The 21,087-nt window shown below is 66.8% G+C and carries 16 protein-coding genes; 10 read left to right on the top strand and 6 right to left on the bottom strand.

Annotation, left to right across the window (positions count from 1 at the left end):
- From FV226_RS18365 to FV226_RS18325, 10 genes are all read left to right on the top strand, one after another.
- The coding region (locus FV226_RS18365) for an integrase core domain-containing protein (RefSeq protein ID WP_147763995.1) at positions 1-457 on the top strand (457 nt) is incomplete at its 5' end.
- A gap of 40 nt (positions 458-497) precedes the next feature.
- The gene (locus tag FV226_RS18360; RefSeq protein ID WP_246691650.1) at positions 498-869 is read left to right on the top strand and encodes a MerR family transcriptional regulator; all 372 of its coding nucleotides are present in this window, start codon (positions 498-500) and stop codon (positions 867-869) included.
- Positions 862-1,125: a hypothetical protein gene (locus FV226_RS18355; protein ID WP_147764015.1), complete on the top strand. Its 264-nt coding sequence runs from the start codon at positions 862-864 to the stop codon at positions 1,123-1,125. The genes FV226_RS18360 and FV226_RS18355 overlap by 8 nt, the downstream gene beginning before the upstream one ends.
- A 991-nt stretch (positions 1,126-2,116) precedes the next feature.
- Positions 2,117-2,422 carry a hypothetical protein gene (locus FV226_RS18350; RefSeq protein WP_147764014.1) on the top strand — a complete coding sequence of 102 codons (306 nt, stop codon included), beginning with the start codon at positions 2,117-2,119 and terminating at the stop codon, positions 2,420-2,422.
- Positions 2,423-2,436: 14 nt separating this feature from the next.
- Positions 2,437-5,853, top strand: coding sequence for a phage tail length tape measure family protein (locus tag FV226_RS18345; protein ID WP_147764013.1), 3,417 nt, complete (start codon positions 2,437-2,439; stop codon positions 5,851-5,853).
- 1,368 nt (positions 5,854-7,221) lie between these two features.
- Positions 7,222-8,904, top strand: a complete 1,683-nt coding sequence (locus FV226_RS18340) for an HAD-IIIC family phosphatase (protein WP_187278794.1) — start codon at positions 7,222-7,224, stop codon at positions 8,902-8,904.
- A 182-nt stretch (positions 8,905-9,086) separates the two neighbouring features.
- A complete protein-coding gene (locus FV226_RS18335; protein WP_147764011.1) occupies positions 9,087-12,329 on the top strand; it encodes a glycosyltransferase in 3,243 nt (1,080 codons plus the stop codon).
- A 52-nt stretch (positions 12,330-12,381) separates the two neighbouring features.
- A complete protein-coding gene (locus FV226_RS18330; protein ID WP_187278793.1) occupies positions 12,382-12,909 on the top strand; it encodes a GspH/FimT family pseudopilin in 528 nt (175 codons plus the stop codon).
- Entirely contained in the window at positions 12,881-13,690 is an 810-nt protein-coding gene (locus tag FV226_RS28095; RefSeq protein WP_187278792.1) for a prepilin-type cleavage/methylation domain-containing protein, read from the top strand. The genes FV226_RS18330 and FV226_RS28095 overlap by 29 nt, the downstream gene beginning before the upstream one ends.
- A gap of 1 nt (position 13,691) precedes the next feature.
- Entirely contained in the window at positions 13,692-14,558 is an 867-nt protein-coding gene (locus FV226_RS18325; protein ID WP_187278791.1) for a type II secretion system protein GspK, read from the top strand.
- 21 nt (positions 14,559-14,579) lie between these two features.
- Here FV226_RS18325 and FV226_RS18320 read toward each other — a convergent pair whose 3' ends face one another.
- From FV226_RS18320 to gspD, 6 genes are read right to left on the bottom strand one after another with little or no spacing between them, the layout of a single operon-like run.
- On the bottom strand, positions 14,580-15,674 hold the full coding sequence (locus tag FV226_RS18320; RefSeq protein WP_147764008.1) for a class I SAM-dependent methyltransferase: 1,095 nt from the start codon (positions 15,672-15,674) through the stop codon (positions 14,580-14,582).
- A gap of 11 nt (positions 15,675-15,685) precedes the next feature.
- A complete protein-coding gene (locus FV226_RS18315; protein ID WP_147764007.1) occupies positions 15,686-16,273 on the bottom strand; it encodes a prepilin-type N-terminal cleavage/methylation domain-containing protein in 588 nt (195 codons plus the stop codon).
- Positions 16,270-16,719, bottom strand: coding sequence for a type II secretion system major pseudopilin GspG (gspG, locus tag FV226_RS18310; RefSeq protein ID WP_187278790.1), 450 nt, complete (start codon positions 16,717-16,719; stop codon positions 16,270-16,272). The genes FV226_RS18315 and gspG overlap by 4 nt, the downstream gene beginning before the upstream one ends.
- Before the next feature lie 12 nt (positions 16,720-16,731).
- Positions 16,732-17,952: a type II secretion system F family protein gene (locus tag FV226_RS18305; RefSeq protein ID WP_147764006.1), complete on the bottom strand. Its 1,221-nt coding sequence runs from the start codon at positions 17,950-17,952 to the stop codon at positions 16,732-16,734.
- Positions 17,953-18,630 carry a prepilin peptidase gene (locus FV226_RS18300; protein WP_187278789.1) on the bottom strand — a complete coding sequence of 226 codons (678 nt, stop codon included), beginning with the start codon at positions 18,628-18,630 and terminating at the stop codon, positions 17,953-17,955.
- Entirely contained in the window at positions 18,572-20,821 is a 2,250-nt protein-coding gene (gene gspD, locus FV226_RS18295) for a type II secretion system secretin GspD (RefSeq protein ID WP_246691649.1), read from the bottom strand. The genes FV226_RS18300 and gspD overlap by 59 nt, the downstream gene beginning before the upstream one ends.
- Positions 20,822-21,087 lie beyond the last annotated feature (266 nt).

Genomic DNA, 21,087 nt, shown 5'->3' with positions numbered 1-21,087 from the left:
CTTAGCGATCCGGGTCGCCCGCAAATTAAAGGCGATCGACGTCATCGACGTGCTCTCGGATCTGTTCATCGTGCGTGGCGTACCTGGCCATATCCGTTCGGATAACGGCCCGGAGTTCGTTGCGAAGGCCCTCCAAGCTTGGATCACCGGCGTCGGAGCAAAGACGGCCTACATCACGCCAGGCTCACCGTGGGAGAACGGCTACGTCGAAAGCTTCAACGCGCGGCTTCGCGACGAACTCCTGAACGGCGAGATCTTCTACACACTTAGGGAAGCGCAGGTCGTCATCGAAAGCTGGCGACGTCACTACAACGGCGTGCGCCCGCATGCATCGCTGGGATACCGACCGCCGGCACCGGAGGTGTTCATGCCAGCCTTCTCCGCTTGGCCGGCTGCGCTTGCCAGACCAGCTCCGCCGGCCAAGCTACCCGTGGCGGAGCGGCCCACCGTGCACTAACTTTACCCTTGGACCACCTCGTGGGGGCCGATCACAGTATGTGCTCCGGTTCTGGGGCGTTCAGTTCCCGGAGATCCGTCCCATTCGTCGAAACCGCCGCCGCTACTATCGTCCTGAGGACGTGGAACTGCTGCGGGGCGTGCGCGAGCTTCTGCATGTTCAGGGCTTCACCATCGCAGGAGCGCAGGCGGTACTCCGCACCAAGGGTATCAACTTCGTTCGAGCCATCGGACGCAGGCAGGTCGGCGTACTCGATCATGTCGACATACCGGGGGATGGAATCGCCATGCCCCATCTCTCGCCGGAACAGCGGGATGCTCTGACGTCAGCGTTGGCTGATCCGGTGGCCTGCCGCGCGCTTGCCGATCGGTGCCTCGCTCAGGTCAAGGGCAGAGAGGCATCCCATGACTGACCAGATCGTTGGAGAGGTTCGGAAATCGGCCCGGGAGAGCATTCGTCTTACCCTGCGCGAGAAGCGCGGTGACGTCGGTCTTGATCTCCGCATCGCAGCCGCCAACGGCCGTGGCGTGATGTGCGAGACGCCGAAGGGGCTCCGAGTGCCTGTGGCGCGTATCAGTGAACTGATCCGCGCCCTCCAGGAAGCTCAGGGCATGGCTGGTTCGAATGCCCAAGTTGCGCGGCCGTCGGCGAGCGGCGAAGACACTTGATTCGAGACGAAGTTTCACGTTATGTTCCGGTGTCTTCACCGGCCTGAGCCGATGATCGACATGCCATAGGCGTCCTCCGGCGCGCGGGCCTCCCTGAACCGGTCATCCGGTGGAGCCTGCCTGCATGTCGTCTGACACACCGATCCGACAGAAGCCCGGCCGCACCAGTACCGTCGCCACGCATTCAGCATGCGCGGAGATCGAGCTTGCCTGCGCACGTGGTATGAGCCTGCGCCGCATCGCAGAGCGGTTCGAGGTCTCACGCGCTGCCCTGGATCGGCACTGGCATTCATTGCCGGCCGATCACCGCACCCGTCTCGCTGTGCTCGCGACCGACCTCGACAGGTACGAAGCCCGCATACGGGAGGTGTACGCTGCCCTCGCGGTTCTAGCCCACGTGCCGCCGACGGTGCCGACCCGCATCAGGACCTGCGTCCGGCGTGTCGGGGAGAATGCCCGTGCCGCATAGGACGCGCCATGCCACGAGTGCTTGCACCTCGCTCTCCCTCCAGAGCCAGGACGGTACTGGTCCCACGCGCTTCACCACGCGCTCGAGGATACAGCGCCCAATGGGATCGGCTCTCCCAAGCCTATCGGCGCAAGCACCCATTCTGCGCATGGTGCGAGCAACGCGACCTGCTGCGCTTCGCAGACGTCGTGGATCACAAGCACCCGGTCGCGGATGGCGGCCCGATCTTCGATCCCATGAACTTGTGGGGGCTCTGCCTCACTCACCATGGCGCGAAGACCAGCATGGAAGCTTTCGCTCGCGGCACGGGACAGATCGACCGTTTACCGATCTGGTGCGACGACCCGCATGCGAGGCCTGCCAGGTTCAGGTAGGCGACGCGCTGTCATTCCGCCCTCCCTGCCGAAGGAGTGGCAGGGTCCGATTAAGGATCGAGCCCTTGGGAGGCAGGACCGACTGTGGGGTCTTAAATCGAGAAATTCATCGAAAAAAATGCGCCCAGGTCGGTGGAAGGTTCAACCCATGACGATCGCGCTTCGCACCCGCGCCGATCTGACGGCCGCCGGCCGCGCCATGGCGAATGAGGCCGCCGAAGCGCTGCATCAGCATCTGTGCTCGCTCACGTCAGAGCAGATGGATGACGCCGATCGCATCGAGCAACTCGCCGCGGAGATGTTCGCCACCGCAGAAGCCGCCGCTGCCAATTATCGGCGAGCCGGTATTCCGGAGGCTTGGGTGGCCAAGTTCCTCTCGACTTTCTGCCGGACCATGACCGCGGAGTGCCGCGCCATGAGTGATCTGCTTCGGCAAGCCGCCCGCACAGCCTGAGATCGGATCAAGCCATGACCAGTATCACCGCGCTGCGCACCATCCGGGTGCGGTACGAGTCCGAGGGTGCCGACAAGGTTCGATCCGACGCGCAGGGCGTCGCCGCAGCGCAGACCGCCCTTGGCACGGCGACCGAGGCCGCAGCGACGGTGACAGAGAGCGCGTCGCGCCGGCAGCTATCTGCCACTGGGGCCTATCAGAAGGTGTTGCAGCAGCTCGACGCTAACGCCCGCGCCGCGAACGCCTATGAGCGGGCGATGAGCACGCTAAACCGCGCCGCTGGGCAGGGTGTCGTTTCGAGCGAGGAGCAGGCTCGTACGCTCGGCCTGATCGAATCCCGGTATGGGGCCGTCGCGCGCGCCGCCCAAGAAGCTGCGGCCGCTCAGAAGCGCGCCTGGAGCGACGTCGGCGCCGCCGGATCGAAGGTGCTCGACAACATTGAGGCCAGCCGAAAACTAGGCTCGCTTGGATCTGGCGGGGCACCAACGGCTGCAAATTCGAACGGACGCCTTCGCGCAGACCAAGCGCAGAACCTGCTTTATCAGGGCACGGACATCGTCAGCTCGCTCGGCAGCGGCATGAGCCCGCTTACGGTCGCCCTTCAGCAGGGTGGGCAGATCGCCCCCATCTTCACCGGACCCGGTTCAGCGAGCGTGAAGGGCGCATTCACGCAGGCGGGCGAGGCTGCGGCTGGGCTGGCATCTCGTGTCGGCATCGTGGGCGGAGCGATCGCTGGCTTGGCTACCGTCGCCATTGCTGGCGTGGCAGCCTTCTCAAGCTACAGAAGCGTTCAGCAGGATCTCGAGAAATCCCTCACAGGCATCGGCCGCGCATCTGGAACGACCGCGGGCCAGATCAATGCGCTGGCGCCGGCCGCGGCGGCGGCCGGCAACGTCTCGGTGCGATCGGCTCGGGAGATGGCAGGCGAGTTCGCGGCCACCGGGCAAATCGGATCGGAGATGTATGCCGGTCTGATCGGGACCGTGAAGGATTTCGCCGCGACCACGGGCCAGGAATTGCCCGACGCGACCAAGGCGCTCGCTGAGGCCTTCGCAGATCCTGCCAAGGGCGCCGACTCGCTGAACAAGCAGCTCGGATTCCTCAACGACACCACCCGGGAGAACGTCCAGCGGCTGCAGGCTCAAGGCGACCGCCTCGGTGCGCAGCGGGCCTTGCTCGACGCCTACCGAACCGGCCTGACGAGCGCGACCGAATTGACCACCGGGTGGGGTCGGGCGACGGCGGCCGTCGGCGCCATCATCTCGAATGCGTGGGACACCGCGGGCAAGGCGATAGATCATGTTGCCACCGGGGGCGATATCGAAACCCGCCTCGCCACCGCGCAGAAGGTGCTGGAGAACTCCAGGAGCCGCGCGGCGGGCGTGTTCGGCTCCATCCTCCCCAGCCTCGCCGGCAGCGACGTGACGGCGGCACGGGATGAGGTGGCCCGCCTGCAGGCCCAGGTCGACAAGCGGGACGCGGCGAGCCGGCAAGCACAGCAGGCGCAGGTGTCACTTCGGATCGGTGACATCGTGCGCGGGCTCGACCCGGCGTCGGAGGCGGTCAAAAAGATCTCTGACCAGGTGACAGACATCCGCAAGAACCTCAGCCGCCTGCCCCTCGATGAGCAGGGCGCGGCCCGGAGCGCGATGGAAGGCTTGGTCGCGCAATCCCGGATCCTGAAGGAGAACATGGCGGCCGGCGGCGAGCAGTACGCCGCCAGCCTCCGGCAGGCGCAATTCGGGCAGCGCACCGTCGGCTTCACCCCGCAGGGCATGAGCGCCGCGCAGATCGAGAACGACATCGCGGAGCGCGGGCGCCAGGCGCAGTCCGGCGGCACGCGGGATCAGCAGCTTGCGGCGCTTCAGACCCTAGAGCTCGAGCGCACCACGCGGCTGAAGACCCTGGAGCAGCAATCCACCCTCGACCTGACGCAGGTCGGTGGCGCCTTCTCCCGCATGTCTCAGAACGTGCAGCAGCAGATCATCGCCGCGGGCCAGACCTTCGGGAAGGTGCCCGCCTCGCTGATCGCCGGCATCGCGGACAAGGAGTCCGGCGGCAACGCCAACATCGGCGGCACCAAGGTGCTGAATGCGGCCGGTCAGCCGTCGACCTCCGCCTACGGCCTTGGCCAGATCACGACCGGCACCGCCAAGGACGCGATCCGCGGCGGCTACCTGCCGTCGACCTTCGACCGGACCGATCCGGCGCAGGGCGCCGCCGGCATCGCTGGCGTCCTGCAGATGAAGCTGGATCAAGCCGGGGGCGACCAGTTCAAGGCGCTCAAGAATTACTACGGCAGCAAGGACGACGCCGCGAACACCGCCTATGCGAACGACGTGCTGCGTCGCGCCGGGCAGATGGGCGACCCGTCAACGGCTGCGCAGGGCAAGGATCAGGACGCGAACACCCGGGCCCTGCGCGACCAGCAGCAGGCTCTGGAGAACAGCACGCAGAACTATGGCAGGAACGGCCTCGCCCTGGATGCGAACGCGGAGGCGACCCGCCGCTACAATGCCCTGCTCGACGCTGGCGTGCCGGCCAACGATGCGCTCGCCGCTTCGGTGCGGGGCCTCGCGACCCAGACCGCCACGGCCGCCCAGCAATTGAAGCTGGCGCAGTTCGCGAGCGACACCGGGTTCGACCGCGAGCAGCTTGGACGCTCGTCGCAGGATCAGAGCGCCTACTCCCGGGCGCGGTCGATGGTCGGCGACACGAGTTCGCCGGCGGCGCAGTTCGTGATTCAGCAGCAGCAGATCAACGACAACCTGCGCGAGACCAAGCAACTGGCGACGGACGCGTTCTCGGGCATCGCCACCGACCTGTCCCACGGTGTCTCCGCGATGGATGCCCTGTCGAGCGCGTTCACACGGTTTACCGACAAGCTGATCGCCAAGGCCTCGGACAAGGCGATCTCGGGCCTGTTCGATGCCTTCCTCGGAGGCGGTGGCGGCAACGGCACGAACTTCCTCAGCAGCATCATGGCCGGTGGCAGAGACTCGGGCCTGCCCCGCCTGTTCGCCACCGGCGGCTTCACCGGCGCCGGTGGGAAATACGAGCCGGCGGGCATCGTCCACCGCGGGGAATACGTTTTCGACCAGGGCGCGGTGAGCCGGATCGGCGTCGGCACCCTCGAGGCGCTCCGCGGCGGCCGGGCCGGCTATGCCGATGGCGGGTACGTGCCGATGACGGGCGGGGAGCGGATCCCGGTTGGCCCGGTCCAGGCACCTGCGAATACGAATGCTGCGCCTCCCACGGTCAACGTAATCAACAACGGCGAGCCGGTCTCGGCCGCTGAGGTGCGGCAGCATCCCGACGGGTCACTCGACGTCATCCTCGACAAGATCGAGACGCGGTCGGCCGGCCGGATCGCCGGCGCCCGGGGCCCGCTTCCCGGCGCCATTGCCGGCGGTCGGCGTCTGAGGGGCTGAGATCACCCGCCGGCCCGATGACGGCAGATGAAGCCACGGCCGCTGCCCGACGTAGCGGCCGGGGAGGCAACAGCAGGGGGAACGTCATGGGACAAGCTCGAATCCCAAGCGCCGTTGAGCTAATGCGCTTGGCGACCCCGCCCTGCGGCTCGGGTGGCTCGTGACCTGGCACAGCGAACGCCCTGCCGCCTTGGACGCCGCCGGATCTTCACGGGGCGCCACGCACCATCGGGACCGTCTGCGGAAGGTGATGACCGTGGCGGCGCAGTGCGAAGTGCAGATCTAGTAATGAGGCGGAACGCAGAAGCAGGCGAAAGCCTGAGTCTTGGGCGATTCTGTTTGAGGGAGCTACCCGAAGAGGCTGCCTCAAAAGAGAGTGACCCTCCTTACCAGCCGATAGGCTTCCGCCCCTACCCAGTAAGGCAGGAACATCGGCCCCCCGTCATTCAGCGAACCAGCTATCGATCGCACCACTCTTGCTGCTCGCGGGAACGAATAGATGCCCCCTCCACCTGCGGATCCCCACGGGTTCGAGGCGGAGCTCCAGACGGTGGCCGTGCGTAGACAAGCAGCCCCACAGCATCAAGTCGATGTATGGCTAGGCTGGGACTGCCTGCCTTGAACCGATCACCATCAAGCTCCGGTATCTGGCCTTTCGGCAGATACCAGCACCACCCCGACCCCTACCCGGGGCACAGCTACACTGCGTCTGCTCCACCAGCCCAAGGGGCCCATACCTCCAGCCCCATTCATTGCATCCCATTCGCCGTTCGCTTCAATCGGCGTCGGCCAGCAAGGGGTGGGGGGTGGCGATTAAAAGAAACGGATCGCGGCCTTCGGACCGGATGGGAACCCGATTCTCGCGAACAGAACATAAAAAACGCGGCGTAGGCGACGTGGCCTGCCTCCAAAACCCTACCCGTCCAATTCGGTATAGCCCGAAAGTATACGCGAGTCTTGGCTCGATCAGCACCAGAAGGCGACGACGACGGCCGAGACGTCCTTGCAAGTGAGCTCGTGGTAACAGGTTGCGACGCGATGGACGCCTTTCAGGAGAAGAAGGCGGCATCGACGCACCAGTGCGCACGATGAAGGCGCCGCGCATGTTGCCCTTTGGATACCGGGATACCCCTGCGCGATCGACACGGTTAAGGAGATGGCAAGGGTGACATTTACGTCGGCCCATCAGGAAAACGTATGACGTCGCTCTGGAGGTTCTTGTCGCCGCGGAGGTCGGATTTCGGGCCGGTTTCCAGCGCCGCGTCGCGCGATGGGGACATACCGGCCAGTCCCGCAGCGGGTTCACGGAGCCCCCGAGACCCGAAGGAGTTTCGGATCCCGACCGGCCTGCGGGCGACCCCGACCGGCTTGAGGCGGATCCTGGTGATCGGCTCCTGCCTCGTCGAAGATCTGGTCTCTTATTCGAACGACAGCAGGGCGACGCCCGGCGACTTCGTCCTGTTCAACAACATCGGACGACTGCCCGACACCCCGCCGCAGCCGATCGCCGCCTACGACGTGCAGATCGTCCAGATCCCGCTGCGCACCCTGCTGGCCGACGCGCATTTTGCCAAGCTCAAGTATCATCGCACCGAGGATTACCAGCTCGTCTTCGATCAGGCCGTGCAACGCCTGAGCCTTGCCCTCGACGCGGCGATGCGCTGGAACCGCGAGACCGGACTCGCGAGCCTCGTCGTCAACTACTTTCGCCCGCAACAGGACGTGCTCGGGCGCCTGTTGCCGCGCAACGACTTGAGGAACTTCAGCTATTTCATCGATCGCCTTAACGAGAGTCTTGCCGATCTCGTCGCTGGCTATGCGAACAGCCACATCCTCGACTTCGACGCCATCTCGGCTTCGATCGGACGCATCCACGTTCAGGACGAGCATCTCTGGATGCTGAACCACAATTCGACGTTGAGCGACTTCGATGCCGCCCACGATCGCGCCCGCCTCCACCCGCCGCCGCCGGTCAGCCGGCAGAGCGAACTGCGGATCGACGCGTTCTTCGATGCGGTCCACGCTGAGATCGAGGCGATGATCAGGACGCTGCGGCAGATCGATGCCGTCAAGCTGGTGATCGTCGACCTCGACGACACGCTCTGGCGCGGCGTGCTCGCCGAGGAGTCGGGCGAGGCAAAGACCAACGAGGGCTGGCCGTTCGGCCTAGTCGAGGCGCTGGACGTCCTTAAGGCGAGGGGGATCTTGCTCGCCATCGCGAGCAAGAACGACGACGCGACGATCCGCGCCGCCTGGGATTCTCAACTCGGCGACCGCCTGGAACTCGCAGATTTTGCGGTAGTGATGATCGGCTGGAATCCGAAGGTCGAGAGCGTCGCCGCGATCCTACAACAGGTCAACGTCCTGCCGTCGAGCACCGTGTTCATCGACGACAACCCGGTCGAGCGGGCCGCCATCGAGGCGGCGTTTCCGGGTATCCGGACGCTCGGGGCCGACCTCTACGGCATCCGCCGCACGCTTTTGTGGTCGGCCGAGACGCAGGTGCCGTTCATCTCGGACGAATCCGGAAGGAGGACCGAGATGATCCGGGCGCAGGTGGTGCGCGAGGAGACCCGCAAGACGGTCTCGCGCACCGAGTTTCTGAACAATCTCGACATCCGGGTCGCGTCGGACGTCATCACGACGATCGGGCATGGCCGCTTTCCCCGCACGCTCGAACTGATCAACAAGACTAATCAGTTCAACACCACCGGCCACCGGTGGACTTCGGAGGCGATGCAGGCGGCCCTTCAGGAGGGTGCGGTGATCCATGCCTTCTCGGTTGCCGACCGCTTCACCGATTACGGCCTCGTCGGCGCCGTCCTCGTGCGTGGCGCCGCGATCGAACAGCTCGTCATGAGTTGCCGCGTCGTCGGGCTCGACATCGAGCGGCGGATGCTGGCGCGCATCATCGACGGACTGAAGCGGGACGGTTCGACCCGGGTCTCGGCGTGCTTTCTCGCGACGGACAGGAACGCACCCTGTGCCGACGTCTTCGCCGATTCCGGGTTTCGCGCCGAGGGTGAGGGGTGGGTGTTCGATCTCGACTGACCGCGCGCGGCGGCAAACCTTCGTTCGGGCGCATCACCGTCCCCCGAACCAGCCGCCACGCCGTCGGCGCGTGGACGGCGAGAAGCGGGTCCGATCCCGGTGCGCGATGCTCCGGCACGTTGTCTTTGCCACGTCGAGGGCGCTTCCGGATCGGCGACAGAGGGTGGGCGGAATAGGACGTGATGAAATTCTTTCGCAGCAAACGTCGTCCGCGCGTCGATCCGGTCATCGCGGATCATACCCGACGCGTTCAGGATTCCGGCCTGTTCGACGCCGAATGGTATCGTGCGACCTATCCCGAACTCGCGGGTTTCGGGCCGGGCCCGCTAGCGCATTTCTGCGAATACGGCCTGCACGAGCATCGCGATCCCGGGCCAAACTTCGACACGCGCCGCTACCTCGACGCCGTCCCCGAGGCCGGTACGGGTCCGCTGCCGCCTTTTCTGCACGCGATCGAGGCAGGTGAGGTCGGGATCGGATGCCCGGTCTGGCTGCGGGACGACGACGCGTCGCTGATCTACCTGATCCGCACCAGCGGGCTGTTCGACGAAGCGTGGTACCGCGACACCTACCCGGACGTCGCCAGGGGCGGATGGGATGCGCTGGCCCACTACCTCGAATACGGCGCCGCCGAACTGCGGGACCCCGGCCCGGCCTTCGACGCCGAGCATTACGCGCTCACGTATCCGCGCGACCGCGAAACCTTCCCGATCCCGCTCGTCCATTACCTTCGGCTGGGTCTCCGCCGCGGCCATCGGCCGACGGGCGTCTCGCGCTACGAGCGCTGGCTCGCCGTACACGACGATCTCGAAGCGGCGGATCTGGAGCGGATCGCCGCCGAACCAGTGCCGGCGACCGTGCATTGCATCGTCGTCGTCGGCCGGGACGGCGCCGGCACATTCGTGAGCGCCCTCGCAGGTCAGGCCGGTGCCTCTTGGTGCGCCATGCTGCTGCGCGGCCCGGACGTGGACGGGGCCTCCTGGAAGACGATCGTCGCCCAGGTCGCCGCCGAGCCGCGGATCGCCTGCGTCGATACGATCGCCGAGGCGCTGGCAGGGCTGGCGGACGGGGAAATCGTGCTGCTCGCCAGCGGGGGGAGCCGGCTGCGGCCGCACGCTTGTCACGCGTTCGCGGCCGCGCTTGGCCACGGGGCGGCGCTCGGCGCCTACAGCGATCACGACCGGATCGACGGGATCGGGGCGCGGCATGCGCCGGTGTTCACGCCCGCCATGTCGCCCGTGCTCATGCGGCAGGTGCCCTATGCCGGCCCGGTGATCGCCCTGCGCATCGCCCCGCCGACCCGTGAGATGCTGGCGGGTGCATCGGGCCGCCTCGGAGATCCCGACCGGGCCTGGGCGGACCTGCTGCTCGGGCTCGACCCCGCGCGGGTGATCCGCATCCCGTTGATCCTCCACCACCGCGCCGTGGACGAGGCGGTGCCGCCATCGCGCACGAACCAGCCCGTTCCCGATCCGTCGCGGAACGCGGCCGAGGCACCCGACGGCTCGCCGGAGCCGCTGCCCACCGTCCGGATCGTCATCCCGACGCGGGACCGGAGTGCCCTGCTGCGGGCCTGCATCGACAGCGTCCTTACACGCACCGAATACCCGTCCGAACGTTATCGCATCGTCATCGTGGATAACGGTTCGTCGGAGGATGAGACGGCGCGATACTTCGCGGAGGTCGCGTCGGATGCGCGGGTGCGCGTCGTCGCGTCGCCCGGCCCGTTCAACTTCTCCGAGATCTGCAACGCCGGCGCCGCGGGCGCGGACGAAGACATCCTCGTCTTCCTCAACAACGACACCACCGTCCGGCAGCCGGATTGGCTGCGCCGGCTCGCTATCCACGCCGCCCGGCCGGAGGCGGGCGCCGTCGGCGCGCGATTGCTCTATCCGAGCGAGACGGTGCAGCATGGCGGCGTCGTCCTCGGCATCGCCGGCGTCGGCGCGCATGCCCTCGTCGATCTGCCGGAGGCGACTGCGCGCGCCCTCGATGCGACCCGTGAGATGAGCGCCGTCACCGGGGCCTGCCTCGCGATCCGGCGTTCGGTCTTCGTGGAGATCGGCGGCTTCGACCCGCTGCTGCGGATCGATTACAACGACGTGGACCTCTGCTGCGCCGCGCAGGCTGCGGGATACCGCAACCTCTACGTCGCCGAGCCGCTGCTGCTGCATCACGAATCGCTCTCGCGCGGCGCCTCCACGACCCGGGCGGACCAAGGCCGCAACGTCCGCGAGGCGATCCGCGTGCGGCGGCGGCACGCGGCGGTGATCCGGGACGATCCGTCCTACAATCCGAACCTGTCGCGGGAGAGGATCGGGGGCCTCGCCGTTCCGCCGCGGGTGGTTCCCCCGTGGCGGCGTCCGCCCTCCGGCGTCCGCAGGGTTCTGCTGCTGAGCGCCGGAGACGGCATCGGCCGGTGGGTGGCGGATCAGGCGGCGTTTCTCACCGCGCGGGGCTTCGAGGTCATCCTCGGCGGCCCCGACCGGGAGGACGTGACCGCCGACCCGAATTACCGTGGGGTCCAGCTCGTCGACCCCACGGAGGCGGCGGTCTTCGCGACGCGCGAAGGCGTCGATGCGGTCGTCGCCCACACCGCGCCGTTCTTTGCGGTGACGCAGCATCTCGGGCGGCGGCCGCTCGTCTACTGCGTCGATCACGGCGACGCGCCGCCGGGATCGGGTCCCGATCGCGACGCGCGTGCGGATGCGATACTCGACAAGCGCTATCACGCTTCGCTTGCGCGCCGCGTCTTCTCGACATCGCATGCGGCACGGGATGCCCTGTTCGGGCAAGAAGCGGTGCTGCTTGCTCACGACCGCCCGTCGGGTGCGGCATGGTCCGACGTCTGGGCAGAGCGACGCCCGGCTCTCCGCGACAAATTCGGTTTTACTGGGCGCTTCGTCGTGATTGGTCTCTTTGACACGGAAGCAGGAGACGCGCGGGACAATGGCATCGAGGACTTCGTCGCACTTGCCACTGAATATCCGTTCACCGATCCAGCACTCGAAATCCGACCTCTCTTCGTCGCGGCCGGCCGCAGTCCCGTCGCCTGTCCCGATGAGCCTACCGACCTCGTGACGTTCGTGGCCCTTAGCGACGCCGAACTCTTCGACCTGTTGGCGGCCAGCGACCTCTATCTGACACCGCAACGCCGGCAGGGCGTCGCGTGCGGCATTGCGCTCGCGCTCGCCATGGGGCTGCCGGTGGTTGCATCAGAGATCGCGGCTCATCGTGCCTATCCCCTCGAGATTGCGGCCGACCTGCCAGGCTTGTACCGGCTGATCGTGCCCCATGCAGAAAGCTGGCACGCAGGCACTGTGCCCCGGACGGCGGTGCTCATGCCCGGCGCGGATCCTCTGGCCGTGCTGGCGGACACGATCGCCCTCGACTTGGACCGCGATTTTGCCGAACACTGGATCTGAGAACCTCACGCGACGCCTCGAATTCGACGCGCTCAGATGCAAGTGCTTCCCCATGGGGCAGACTTCCTGCGGCTGGAGTTTCGCCGCAGGGCCAGGATTCTCAAAACACCGCATGACAACGGCCGACGCCTCCCACCGCGCGAACCATGCGGGTTTCACCCTGATCGAGATGACGCTGGTCCTGGCGATCATGAGCCTGATCGCTGCTCTCGCCTTGCCGCGTGTGTCGTTCTCGGGGAGTGCGACGAGCTTGCGGGTCAAGGGGTTCGAGATCGCGGCGATTCTAAGGGCCGACCGCGATGAAGCCGTCCGGAGCGGGCGCCCGGTGACAAGCGTCGTCGATCTCGCGGGCGGCCGCGTGCTGTCCAGCGCCGAGAATGGGGTAGTCGCCATCCCAACCAACCTGTTCCTGCGCATCTCCGGCGCGGGGCTCGACGGCATCCGCTTCCTGCCGGACGGGCGGGCGTCGGGCGGGGAGATTTTCCTGATGCGGGCCGACCGGTCCGGCATCCTGTCGATCCGGGTCGATCCGCAGACCGCAGCGATCGTGATTGACCGGGGCGCACGTCTTGACGAGTGAGGGGGGCGCCCGCGCAACACGCACCGCGCGACGTCTCCGCGTCCCGCCCGCACGGCCTCGTTCGGCTGGCTTCCTCCTTCTGGAGGCGCTGGCGACGATGGCGATCGGTGCGATCATCCTGGTCGCGGTTGGGTCACTGCTCGGGCTGATGTCGCGGCAGGCCGACCGGACGGCGGAGCGCACCGAACGCTTAGACGTCGCCGGCCACGCGCTGGCCGCGCTCGCCCGCGACATTGGGTCGATTGCGCGCGCGCGCTGGGCCGGGCCGGGCCGGAGGAACTTCGTGTTCGCGGGCCTGCCCGACCGGATGCTGTTCTCCCTCGACCGAACTGACGCGGACCGCACGTCCCAAAGCCTCGCGATCCTGCTGCAGGGGATCGAGACGAAGGACGGCAGCACCGTGCTTCGCGCCGAGGCGCCGCTCTCGCCCATCGATCGCGACGAGGCCGCACTCGATTTCGCGCCCACGCACACGATCTACGCCGGCACGGCCTCGGTCCGCTTCGCCTATGTCATGGCGCCCGGTGCAGGCGGCCCCGAACTTGTGGTTGATGCCTGGCCCGCGGGTGAGACGTTGCCGATCGCCGTGCGCGTCGCCTTCGCTGATCCCGCGAGCGGGGAGATCCTGTCGAGCCTTCGCGTCCCGCTCAGGATCGAGGCAGAGCCGGGCTGCGCCGCGCCGCGAAAGGCGTTCTGCAGTCGCATTGATCCGCGCTCGCCCGAGGGTCAGGCCGAGCCCGGCGCGCAGCCGGGCAGCATGGCCGCGACGGGGGGGCGTTGAGATGCGCGGCCGGCAGGACGGCTTCATCCTCGTGGCGGTGCTCGGCATCATGGCCCTGCTCCTGAGCCTTACCGGCGGGACGGCGCTTATGGTGCGCTCGGCGATCAACGGCGTGCGCGGCACCGCCGACGACCTAAGGCTCGAAGCGATGGTCCGCTCCGGAATCGATCTCGCAGCCCACGAATTGTTCGCGTTGAAGCTCTCTACGGCGCGGATCCACGACCAGCGGATCGCTCTGGACGGCGGCACCATCACCCTGTCCGCGATCGACCAGTCCGGCCGGATCGACCTGAACTGGTCTGATCCCGTGCTGCTGGCAGGCGCGTATCGCGCCGTTGGGCTAACCGGCCTAAAGCCTGAAGTATTCGCCGCCCGCGTCGTGCAATGGCGCGACCGCTACGAGGACAAGCCGCCGGCGAACGCCGATCCAGCCAAGATCAACCTCGCGGCCAAGCCCGTCGGCCGGGGCAAAGACGGCTTCCGCACCGTGGCGGAACTCCGCTGGTTGGCCGACGTCACGGACGACGATGTGGCCGCCCTCGCGCCCCTGCTCACCGTCGACAACGTTCAGGGCCGGGTGAACGTGCTGGAAGCCTCCGCGACGGTTCTGATGGCGCTGCCCGAGATGAGTCCGAGCGTCGTCGCGCAGGTGATGGCTTTGCGTGCCGCGCCGCGTGCGACGATCGACGATCGACTTAAGCAATTGCTGCCGAAGCAGCAGCCGTTGATCACCACGACACGTGGCACGGCCTTCCGCGTCCGCGTCACGGTCGCCACCGCGGCGGCCGCCAACCGCAGCGTGGACGTGACCCTGGCCCGTGCCCCGGCCCGCGACGCGCCGTACTACGTCACCGCCTGGGAGCGCTGAACGGCTCCGATCCGTCGAGGGTCAGATCCGGTTGGTTGGCTTGACCACGAAGTATAGGTCGTCCGACGCCACGAGCCGGGTCTCGATCGCCAGCCGCTCGATCATCATCATCAGGTCGAGGATCGCTATGTCGCTCTCGTTGCGGAAATTTCCGGCGCGGTCGGCGAGCAGGTTGCGCAGCAGCGTACCCCCCATCGGTAGCACCTCGACCACATCAAAGGCCGCAAACAGCATGGAGCGAAGGTCGGCGCTGCGGGGTGCCTCGCTCGGATCGTAGCTGGCTACTGCCGGGATGGTCGGCAGCGTCAGGCGTGCATCGATCCGGTCCTCCTGCTCCGCTTTCAGGTTCCGCCGCAGGTGCGTGGGCAGGTAGCCGAAGATCTCGTCGGCCAGCCGGCGGGTATCCCGGTCCATCTGAAGGCGCGGCGGCCCGAAATAATCGAGCCCGAGGATCAGCCCGTCCGGCGAGACGATCCGATTGAGGAAGGGCAGAAACCGTTCGAGGTCAGCGCAATGGTGCAGGGAGTGGCAGAAGAACACGACGTCGAAGCTGCGGTCGATCGGAGGCGGATGGTTGAAATCGAAGGCCAGGAACTCGGATTCGAGCTGAAACGGCTCGATCTTGCGCCGGGCGTCCGCGAGCAGGGCCGCGTCGTACTCATAGAGCGTGATCTTTGACAGAGGCCAGTGTCCCTGGCGCAGGATCGCTTCCTCGATCCCGCCCGGACCGCAGCCGAACGAGGCGAGGCTGAGATCGCGGCCCAGCTGCTCGCGCAGCGGTGCAAGGTGGCGGTCGAGGGTCCAGTCGAGCCATAAACCGCGCTCGGCGGTGGAGCGGCCGGTCATCAGGCGGGCTACGTAGTCGTGAACCTGCGGCAGGCCCTTCCAATCGAGCACCTGGCGCCGTGCCTCCCAGTCGGGGTCGAGCACCTGCCGCCACGTGGTCTCGCCCGGTGCGACCGGCTCGCCCGAGACCGCTTCGTGCGCGGCCGGCCCCGGTTCCCTCGGGGCCGGCGCAGCCGGGATCGAGGCGGTCTCTGGTTTAAGAGAAATCGGATCCGGGATCGGTCGCGCGGCTTTCGAGAAGCGCTTCAGGAAGGTCTCGAGGCCCATCATACGAATCGCTTTCAGTCTGCCTCGCGTCGCGAGACCGGAGGTTCGGAAACGCGCCGGTTCCGGCCGAATTGCGACGGCCACGGCCCTGTCTCGGGAGCGATTATGCTATACCGCCCCCCACCATCGGCCGATGCCGTCTGTCCGAGGCGGATCGTCTCGAACGTTACGACCGTTCCGCGGCGGGTCAGGACCTCGATGTCCTGGCGCATCGGCGTCCAGCGGAGGGGCGCGGCGGGGTCTGCCGGATCGCAGGAGCCGGCAGATTGCTGGCAGCCGCCTTCCGCATCGCGCTCGGCCTCGGGCAGGGGAAGCTCCAGTGCCGCGAGGCGGATGGTGTAGCGGTAGCCGTCCAGGGTTCCGGTGCGTCCGCCACTGCCGATGTCCGATATGCGCAAAGGTTCGGCGAGGAGCGAGCGGGCGACGCGCTCGGCGGCGAGCCTGTCCTCCACCGCCACGAGCCCGGCGCGCGACTGCACCACGCCCCGCTGCACCACGAGGCTCAAGACAGCTACGATCGCGAAGGCCGCAAGCGCCTCGATTAGCGTAAAGCCCGCCGATGCACCGCGATCGCGCGTGTCGCTCCGAACCCCGGCCGTCATTCCTTGCCGATCACGCCATTGCCGCCCTTCACGCCGTCGGCGCCGAGCGAGAGGATGGCGTAGGGCGCGGTCTTGCCCGGCGTTCGATACTCGTAGGGATGTCCCCAAGGGTCGGCCGGAACGCTGCCCTGCTTGAGGTAGGGACCACTCCAGTTCTCCGCGGCGGGCGGGCGCTGCACCAACGATTGCAGGCCTTCGCTCGTCGAGGGATAGCGGCCATTATCGAGGTAGAATAGGTCGAGCGCCGAGGCGAAGGACTCGATCTGGAGCTTGGCCGCCTTGTCGCGCGAGCTCGACAAGTAGCCAAGCACACGTGGACCAGCGAGGCCCATGACGAGGCCGAGGATCACCAGCACGACCAGCAACTCAACGAGGGTGAAGCCGCCCTGCGCATCGCGCCGGGCACGCACGGATTGATCGAAGCGAGAACGCACGAAAGCCATCATCGGGACGAAACCTCAGACCAGAAGGTCGTTGATGCTCATGAGCGCGGTCATCACCGAGATGATGAGCCATGCGATCAGAAGACTTACCAGAACCATCACCGCCGGCCCCACCACCGCGATGACGCGACCTAGAGCCGCGTCGAGCTTGGCCTCGTAGAAAACCGCTACGCGGCTGGCACTGTCGGCAAGATCGCCGGACTCCTCGCCGACGCGTAGCATCTGCACCACGTGCCGGGGAAAGAGCTTTCCGCGCGACAGGGTCTCGGAGAGGCGCTGGCCCTGGCGCACATCTGCGACGACCCGGTCGATCTCGGAGCCAGCACCGGGCAAGCGCACGACGCCACGGATCAGGCGTAGCGCGGTGGAGATATCGACGCGGTTGCGCACTAGGATCGCCAGCGTCCGGCAGAAGGTGACGGTGAGTTCGTTAGCCAGCACTGCTCGGCTGAACGGCAGGCGCGCGAGCAGGGCGAGCCACAACCCGCGCTCGCTGCTGATCCGATTAAGCAGGACCGCGCCTGCAAGAAGGCCAGCCATCGACAGCACCACGACGTCGAGGTTACGGTTAAGGAAGCCCGACATCTCGAACACCACCAGCGCCGAGGGATCGATCTTGTCGCGGAAACCCTGCAGCGCGACCTCGAACTTCGGGATTAGGTAAATCAGGATGAAGAACAGCACGCCCACCGCCGCGACCACCAGGAAGCAGGGGTAGGAGATCGCGGAGATAAAGCGCTTTCGGAGGCGCTCGCCGCGTTGGCGCTCGGCGGCGAGCCCGCTCAACGCCTCTTCCAGTCGCCCAGAGGTCTCGGCGACCTCAACCATTTTCACGTAGATCGGCGGGAACAGCTTCGGGTGCGCGGAGATCGCCTCCGACAGACTTTTGCCGTGGCTGAGCGCGGCATGAAGGTCGCGCAGCACCCGCACGAGCCAGCTCCGGCTCTCCATCTGGGAGAGGATCTGCAGCGCCTCGGTGAGCGCGACGCCGCCCTTGAGCAGCATCGCTAGATCCAGCGTCAGGCCGGTGATGTCCTCGGGGCGCGGGTCAGGCGTCAACCAGTCCCGCAGCGAGCGCCCGGCCTGCCGCCCCCCGCGGGCTTCCGCCTTGACCGAGATCGGCGTGCAGCCGATCCGGTCGAGATGGGCTAAGACTTCGCCGCTCGCCTCGGCCTCCATCGTCCCCTTCTGGATTTTGCCCGCGGAATCGAGAGCCATGTAGGCGAAGATCGACATCTACGGATGCCCCAGCACGCCGGGCAGAATCTGTCCGACGAGCCACGTCGTCCAAAGCGCGGGCGCGAGGACGGCGCCGAAGGCAATCCGGTCGGTCAACGGAACCGCGCGCGCCAGAGCGGGTAGAATCCGGCTCAAGCCGATCACGGCGAGGCTAGTCAGGCTCGCGCCGAGGACCGCCCAGGAGAGCCCAACGGTGCCGAGCAATACGCCGCCGGCAGCCGCTAGCTTCACGTCGCCAAGGCCGATGCCGTCATGGCCGCGGAGACGGTAATAGCCTTCGCGCAACCCGAGCAGGACGCCGCCGCAGATCGCGGCGTCGAGAGACGCCAAGCCGATACTCGCAATTGGAGTCTCGCCCAGATAGGCGCCGTCGCCGATCCGTGCCGTGAGGCCGATAAGTCCGAGAGCCAGGGTCGCGGCGTCGGGAATCGTGAAATCCGCCAGATCCTGCCAGACGATCCGCAGGCCGATTACGGCCAGAGCGAGCGCGACGACTCCCGTCGCGATGGGCCCTGGACCGACCCACGTCGCGAATGCTGCGCCAGCGACGGCAACAGCGATCACGAGCCCGGCGAAATCGGTCGTTTCGAGGCGTCTAACGAACATGCGCGGTCGGTCAGGGCTTGTAGACCGGGCGGCGGGCGGGCAGCGCAGCACCGCGTCGAGCGCCTGCATCGAGCAGCTTGCCGCGGTAATCCTCTGCGACACGCTGTGCATCGCGACCCGATCGCACCACCACGGGTCGGATGAACACCACGAGTTCGGTGCGCTGGGCAGCGTTGTCGACCGAGCTGAACAGGTCACCGACGTTCGGGATTCGATCGATGAACGGGATACCGTCGCGGGAGGTCTGCCGCTTTTCGCTGATCAGGCCGGCAAGCAGTACGGTCTGCCCGTTGGCCACCGAGATCGTGCTCGCGACGCGGCGCTTCGAGATCGTCGGCGTCAGGGTATTTGAAGCGCCGACCACCGCCGAGATCTCCTGCTCGATCTGCATGGTCACGGCATCGTTCTGGCCGATGCGCGGGACCACGTTGAGGATGATGCCGGTATCGCGGAACTCGACCTGGCTGACGAGCGGAGCCCCAGGCACGGTGATCCCTTGTGCCTGCGTCGTGGTGATCGGCACGGAATCGCCAACCTGGAGCGAGGCAGGCTGGTTCTCAATGACCACGAGGGAGGGCGAGGACAGGATCTTGACGTCGGTGAAGCCGTCGAGCGCCGAGAGCACCACGTCGGGGCCAGAATAACCGCCGACGAGGAAATTGAATCCACCGCCGGCCCCCGCCGTCAACGCGTTGGTGGCGCCGCCGGCCGTCGCCGCGGCCGCGCTCAGTAGGCCGATCGATCCCTTGCCCTTGCCCAACCCGATGTTCTTAGAGTCGAGAAAGTACTGCACGCCGTACTTGAGCTGGTCGGTGAGCGTCACCTCGGCGATGGTCACGTTGACAGCCACCTGCGCCGGGGTCGCGTCGAGTTGACGAAGCGCCGCGTTGATCTTCCGGTAGGTCTCGCCGTCGGCATAGGTGATGACCGAATTGTTAGACGGGTCCGCGCTGATCGAGACGCGCCGCGCCCCGTTACCGCGCCGGGTCAGGTCGAGGCTGTCGCTGCCGCCTCCGAGCGCCGTGGGGCCACCATCGGCCATGCTGTTGCTCGACATAGAGTCGCCGTACGCCGAGGCGAACCGCGCCCGGAGGAGGTCGGCGCCGGTGTTCTGCTGGGCGCCGCCCTGGTTGCCGGAATTGCCCTGGCCGAGACTGCCATAACCGGAGCCGGAATTTACGCCGTTCAGGCCACCGCCTTGATTGCCACCGGCAAAATTCCGGCCCTGACTCTGTCCGCCCCCGTTGAGGCCGCCGAGCCCAGCGCCCTGCGTCGGGCTGTTGGTGTTCATGTTAGAGTTGCCGGTCCCGAACAGGCCGTTGATGACGCGCGCCAGTTCCTTCGCGTCGCGGTAACGTGCCTTGTAGATGAACACCGTTTCCTCGGCGGCCTCGACCGTACCGTCGAGTTTGCGCACGAAGGTCTCGGCTCGGCGGATCAGGGACGGGTTCTTCGACATCGCCATCACGGCGCGCAGGCGCGTGATGGGCTTGAACTGGATCAGGCCCGAGCTCGCCCCGTTCTCGCCGGTGTCGAACAGCTGCGTTAGGTCGGCGACGACTGCCTCCGGCCGGGCACGGCGCAGCTCGAACAAGCTGACCGACTGCCCGCGCATCCAGTCCGCGTCAAAGGCTAGGATCGCACTCACCGCTTCTTGGCGACGCGGGCCGGGACCCTTCACGATGATGGTGTTACGCCCAGTATCGAAGCGCAGGCCGTCTGCCTCGGTGACGAAACCCGAGACGAGCTTCGACATCACCGCGGCCGAGACATAGCGCAGCGGAACCACCGAGACGCCGTAGCCCGGCACCTGCGCGTTGCCGAAGCTGACGTTTCCGATGCTGGTGGCGGCTGAGGTGATGCGGTAGCCAGCCGCGTTGCGGGTCATGGTGTAACCCTGGCCCGACAGTACGGTCTCCAGCGCCGAGAGCAGCTCGACCCGAGTCATTGGTCGGGGCGATGAAATCGTGATCTGGCCCGCAACGTCGGAAGCCATCGTGTAGTTGAGGCCGAGCGTATCGTTCAGGATTGCGTGGACCACATCCTTCACTTCGGCCCGCTCGAAGTTGAGACGGTAGCTACCGGCTTCGCCGGACTGAGTTCCGATCTCCACCGCTTCGGAGCCAAGCCCCGCCGTCGCCTCGACGTCCTCGGGGCTGAAATTGTAGGTCCGCCCCTCGCCACGATCAGGCGCGACGACCGCATCTCGCGACGGCTTGCCTGCGACGGTCCGGCGCAGCGGACGCGCCGTCAGATCCATCTCCGTTGCTGGGCCAGTCAAGCTGGCACGCGGGGGGGCAGTGTCACGGGCGAGGGCGACGGAGCCGAGGAGTCCCGCGCAACAAGCCAGAGCAAAGGATAGCCGCGTCAAAGACATGGGAGATTTTTCCGATCCCGGCGTTTCGTTAACGTACCCTTCATTTCTGTCCGTGCCCACCGGGACGAGCGCCCTACAACAGCATTCTTACTATTGCGTGCCTGATTAGACACAGTCAAAGAAAATGCTACACAGTTAAGCCACTTTTA

Origin of the sequence: Methylobacterium sp. WL12 (genome assembly GCF_008039475.1) — a bacterium.
In the GTDB taxonomy this organism is placed as follows: Bacteria; Pseudomonadota; Alphaproteobacteria; order Rhizobiales; family Beijerinckiaceae; genus Methylobacterium; species Methylobacterium cerastii.
Note: the sequence above shows the minus strand (reverse complement) of the source record. Positions and strands in the feature narration are given on the sequence as shown.

Coding starts and splice junctions, on each gene's coding strand:
- FV226_RS18355 (WP_147764015.1), top strand. CDS start 862: ATGACTGACCAGATCGTTGGAGAGGTTCGGAAATCGGCCCGGGAGAGC.
- FV226_RS18350 (WP_147764014.1), top strand. CDS start 2,117: ATGACGATCGCGCTTCGCACCCGCGCCGATCTGACGGCCGCCGGCCGC.
- FV226_RS18345 (WP_147764013.1), top strand. CDS start 2,437: ATGACCAGTATCACCGCGCTGCGCACCATCCGGGTGCGGTACGAGTCC.
- FV226_RS18335 (WP_147764011.1), top strand. CDS start 9,087: ATGAAATTCTTTCGCAGCAAACGTCGTCCGCGCGTCGATCCGGTCATC.
- FV226_RS18330 (WP_187278793.1), top strand. CDS start 12,382: ATGGGGCAGACTTCCTGCGGCTGGAGTTTCGCCGCAGGGCCAGGATTC.
- FV226_RS18325 (WP_187278791.1), top strand. CDS start 13,692: ATGCGCGGCCGGCAGGACGGCTTCATCCTCGTGGCGGTGCTCGGCATC.
- FV226_RS18320 (WP_147764008.1), bottom strand. CDS start 15,674: ATGATGGGCCTCGAGACCTTCCTGAAGCGCTTCTCGAAAGCCGCGCGA.
- FV226_RS18315 (WP_147764007.1), bottom strand. CDS start 16,273: ATGACGGCCGGGGTTCGGAGCGACACGCGCGATCGCGGTGCATCGGCG.
- gspG (WP_187278790.1), bottom strand. CDS start 16,719: ATGATGGCTTTCGTGCGTTCTCGCTTCGATCAATCCGTGCGTGCCCGG.
- FV226_RS18305 (WP_147764006.1), bottom strand. CDS start 17,952: ATGTCGATCTTCGCCTACATGGCTCTCGATTCCGCGGGCAAAATCCAG.
- FV226_RS18300 (WP_187278789.1), bottom strand. CDS start 18,630: ATGCAGGCGCTCGACGCGGTGCTGCGCTGCCCGCCCGCCGCCCGGTCT.
- gspD (WP_246691649.1), bottom strand. CDS start 20,821: ATGGATCTGACGGCGCGTCCGCTGCGCCGGACCGTCGCAGGCAAGCCG.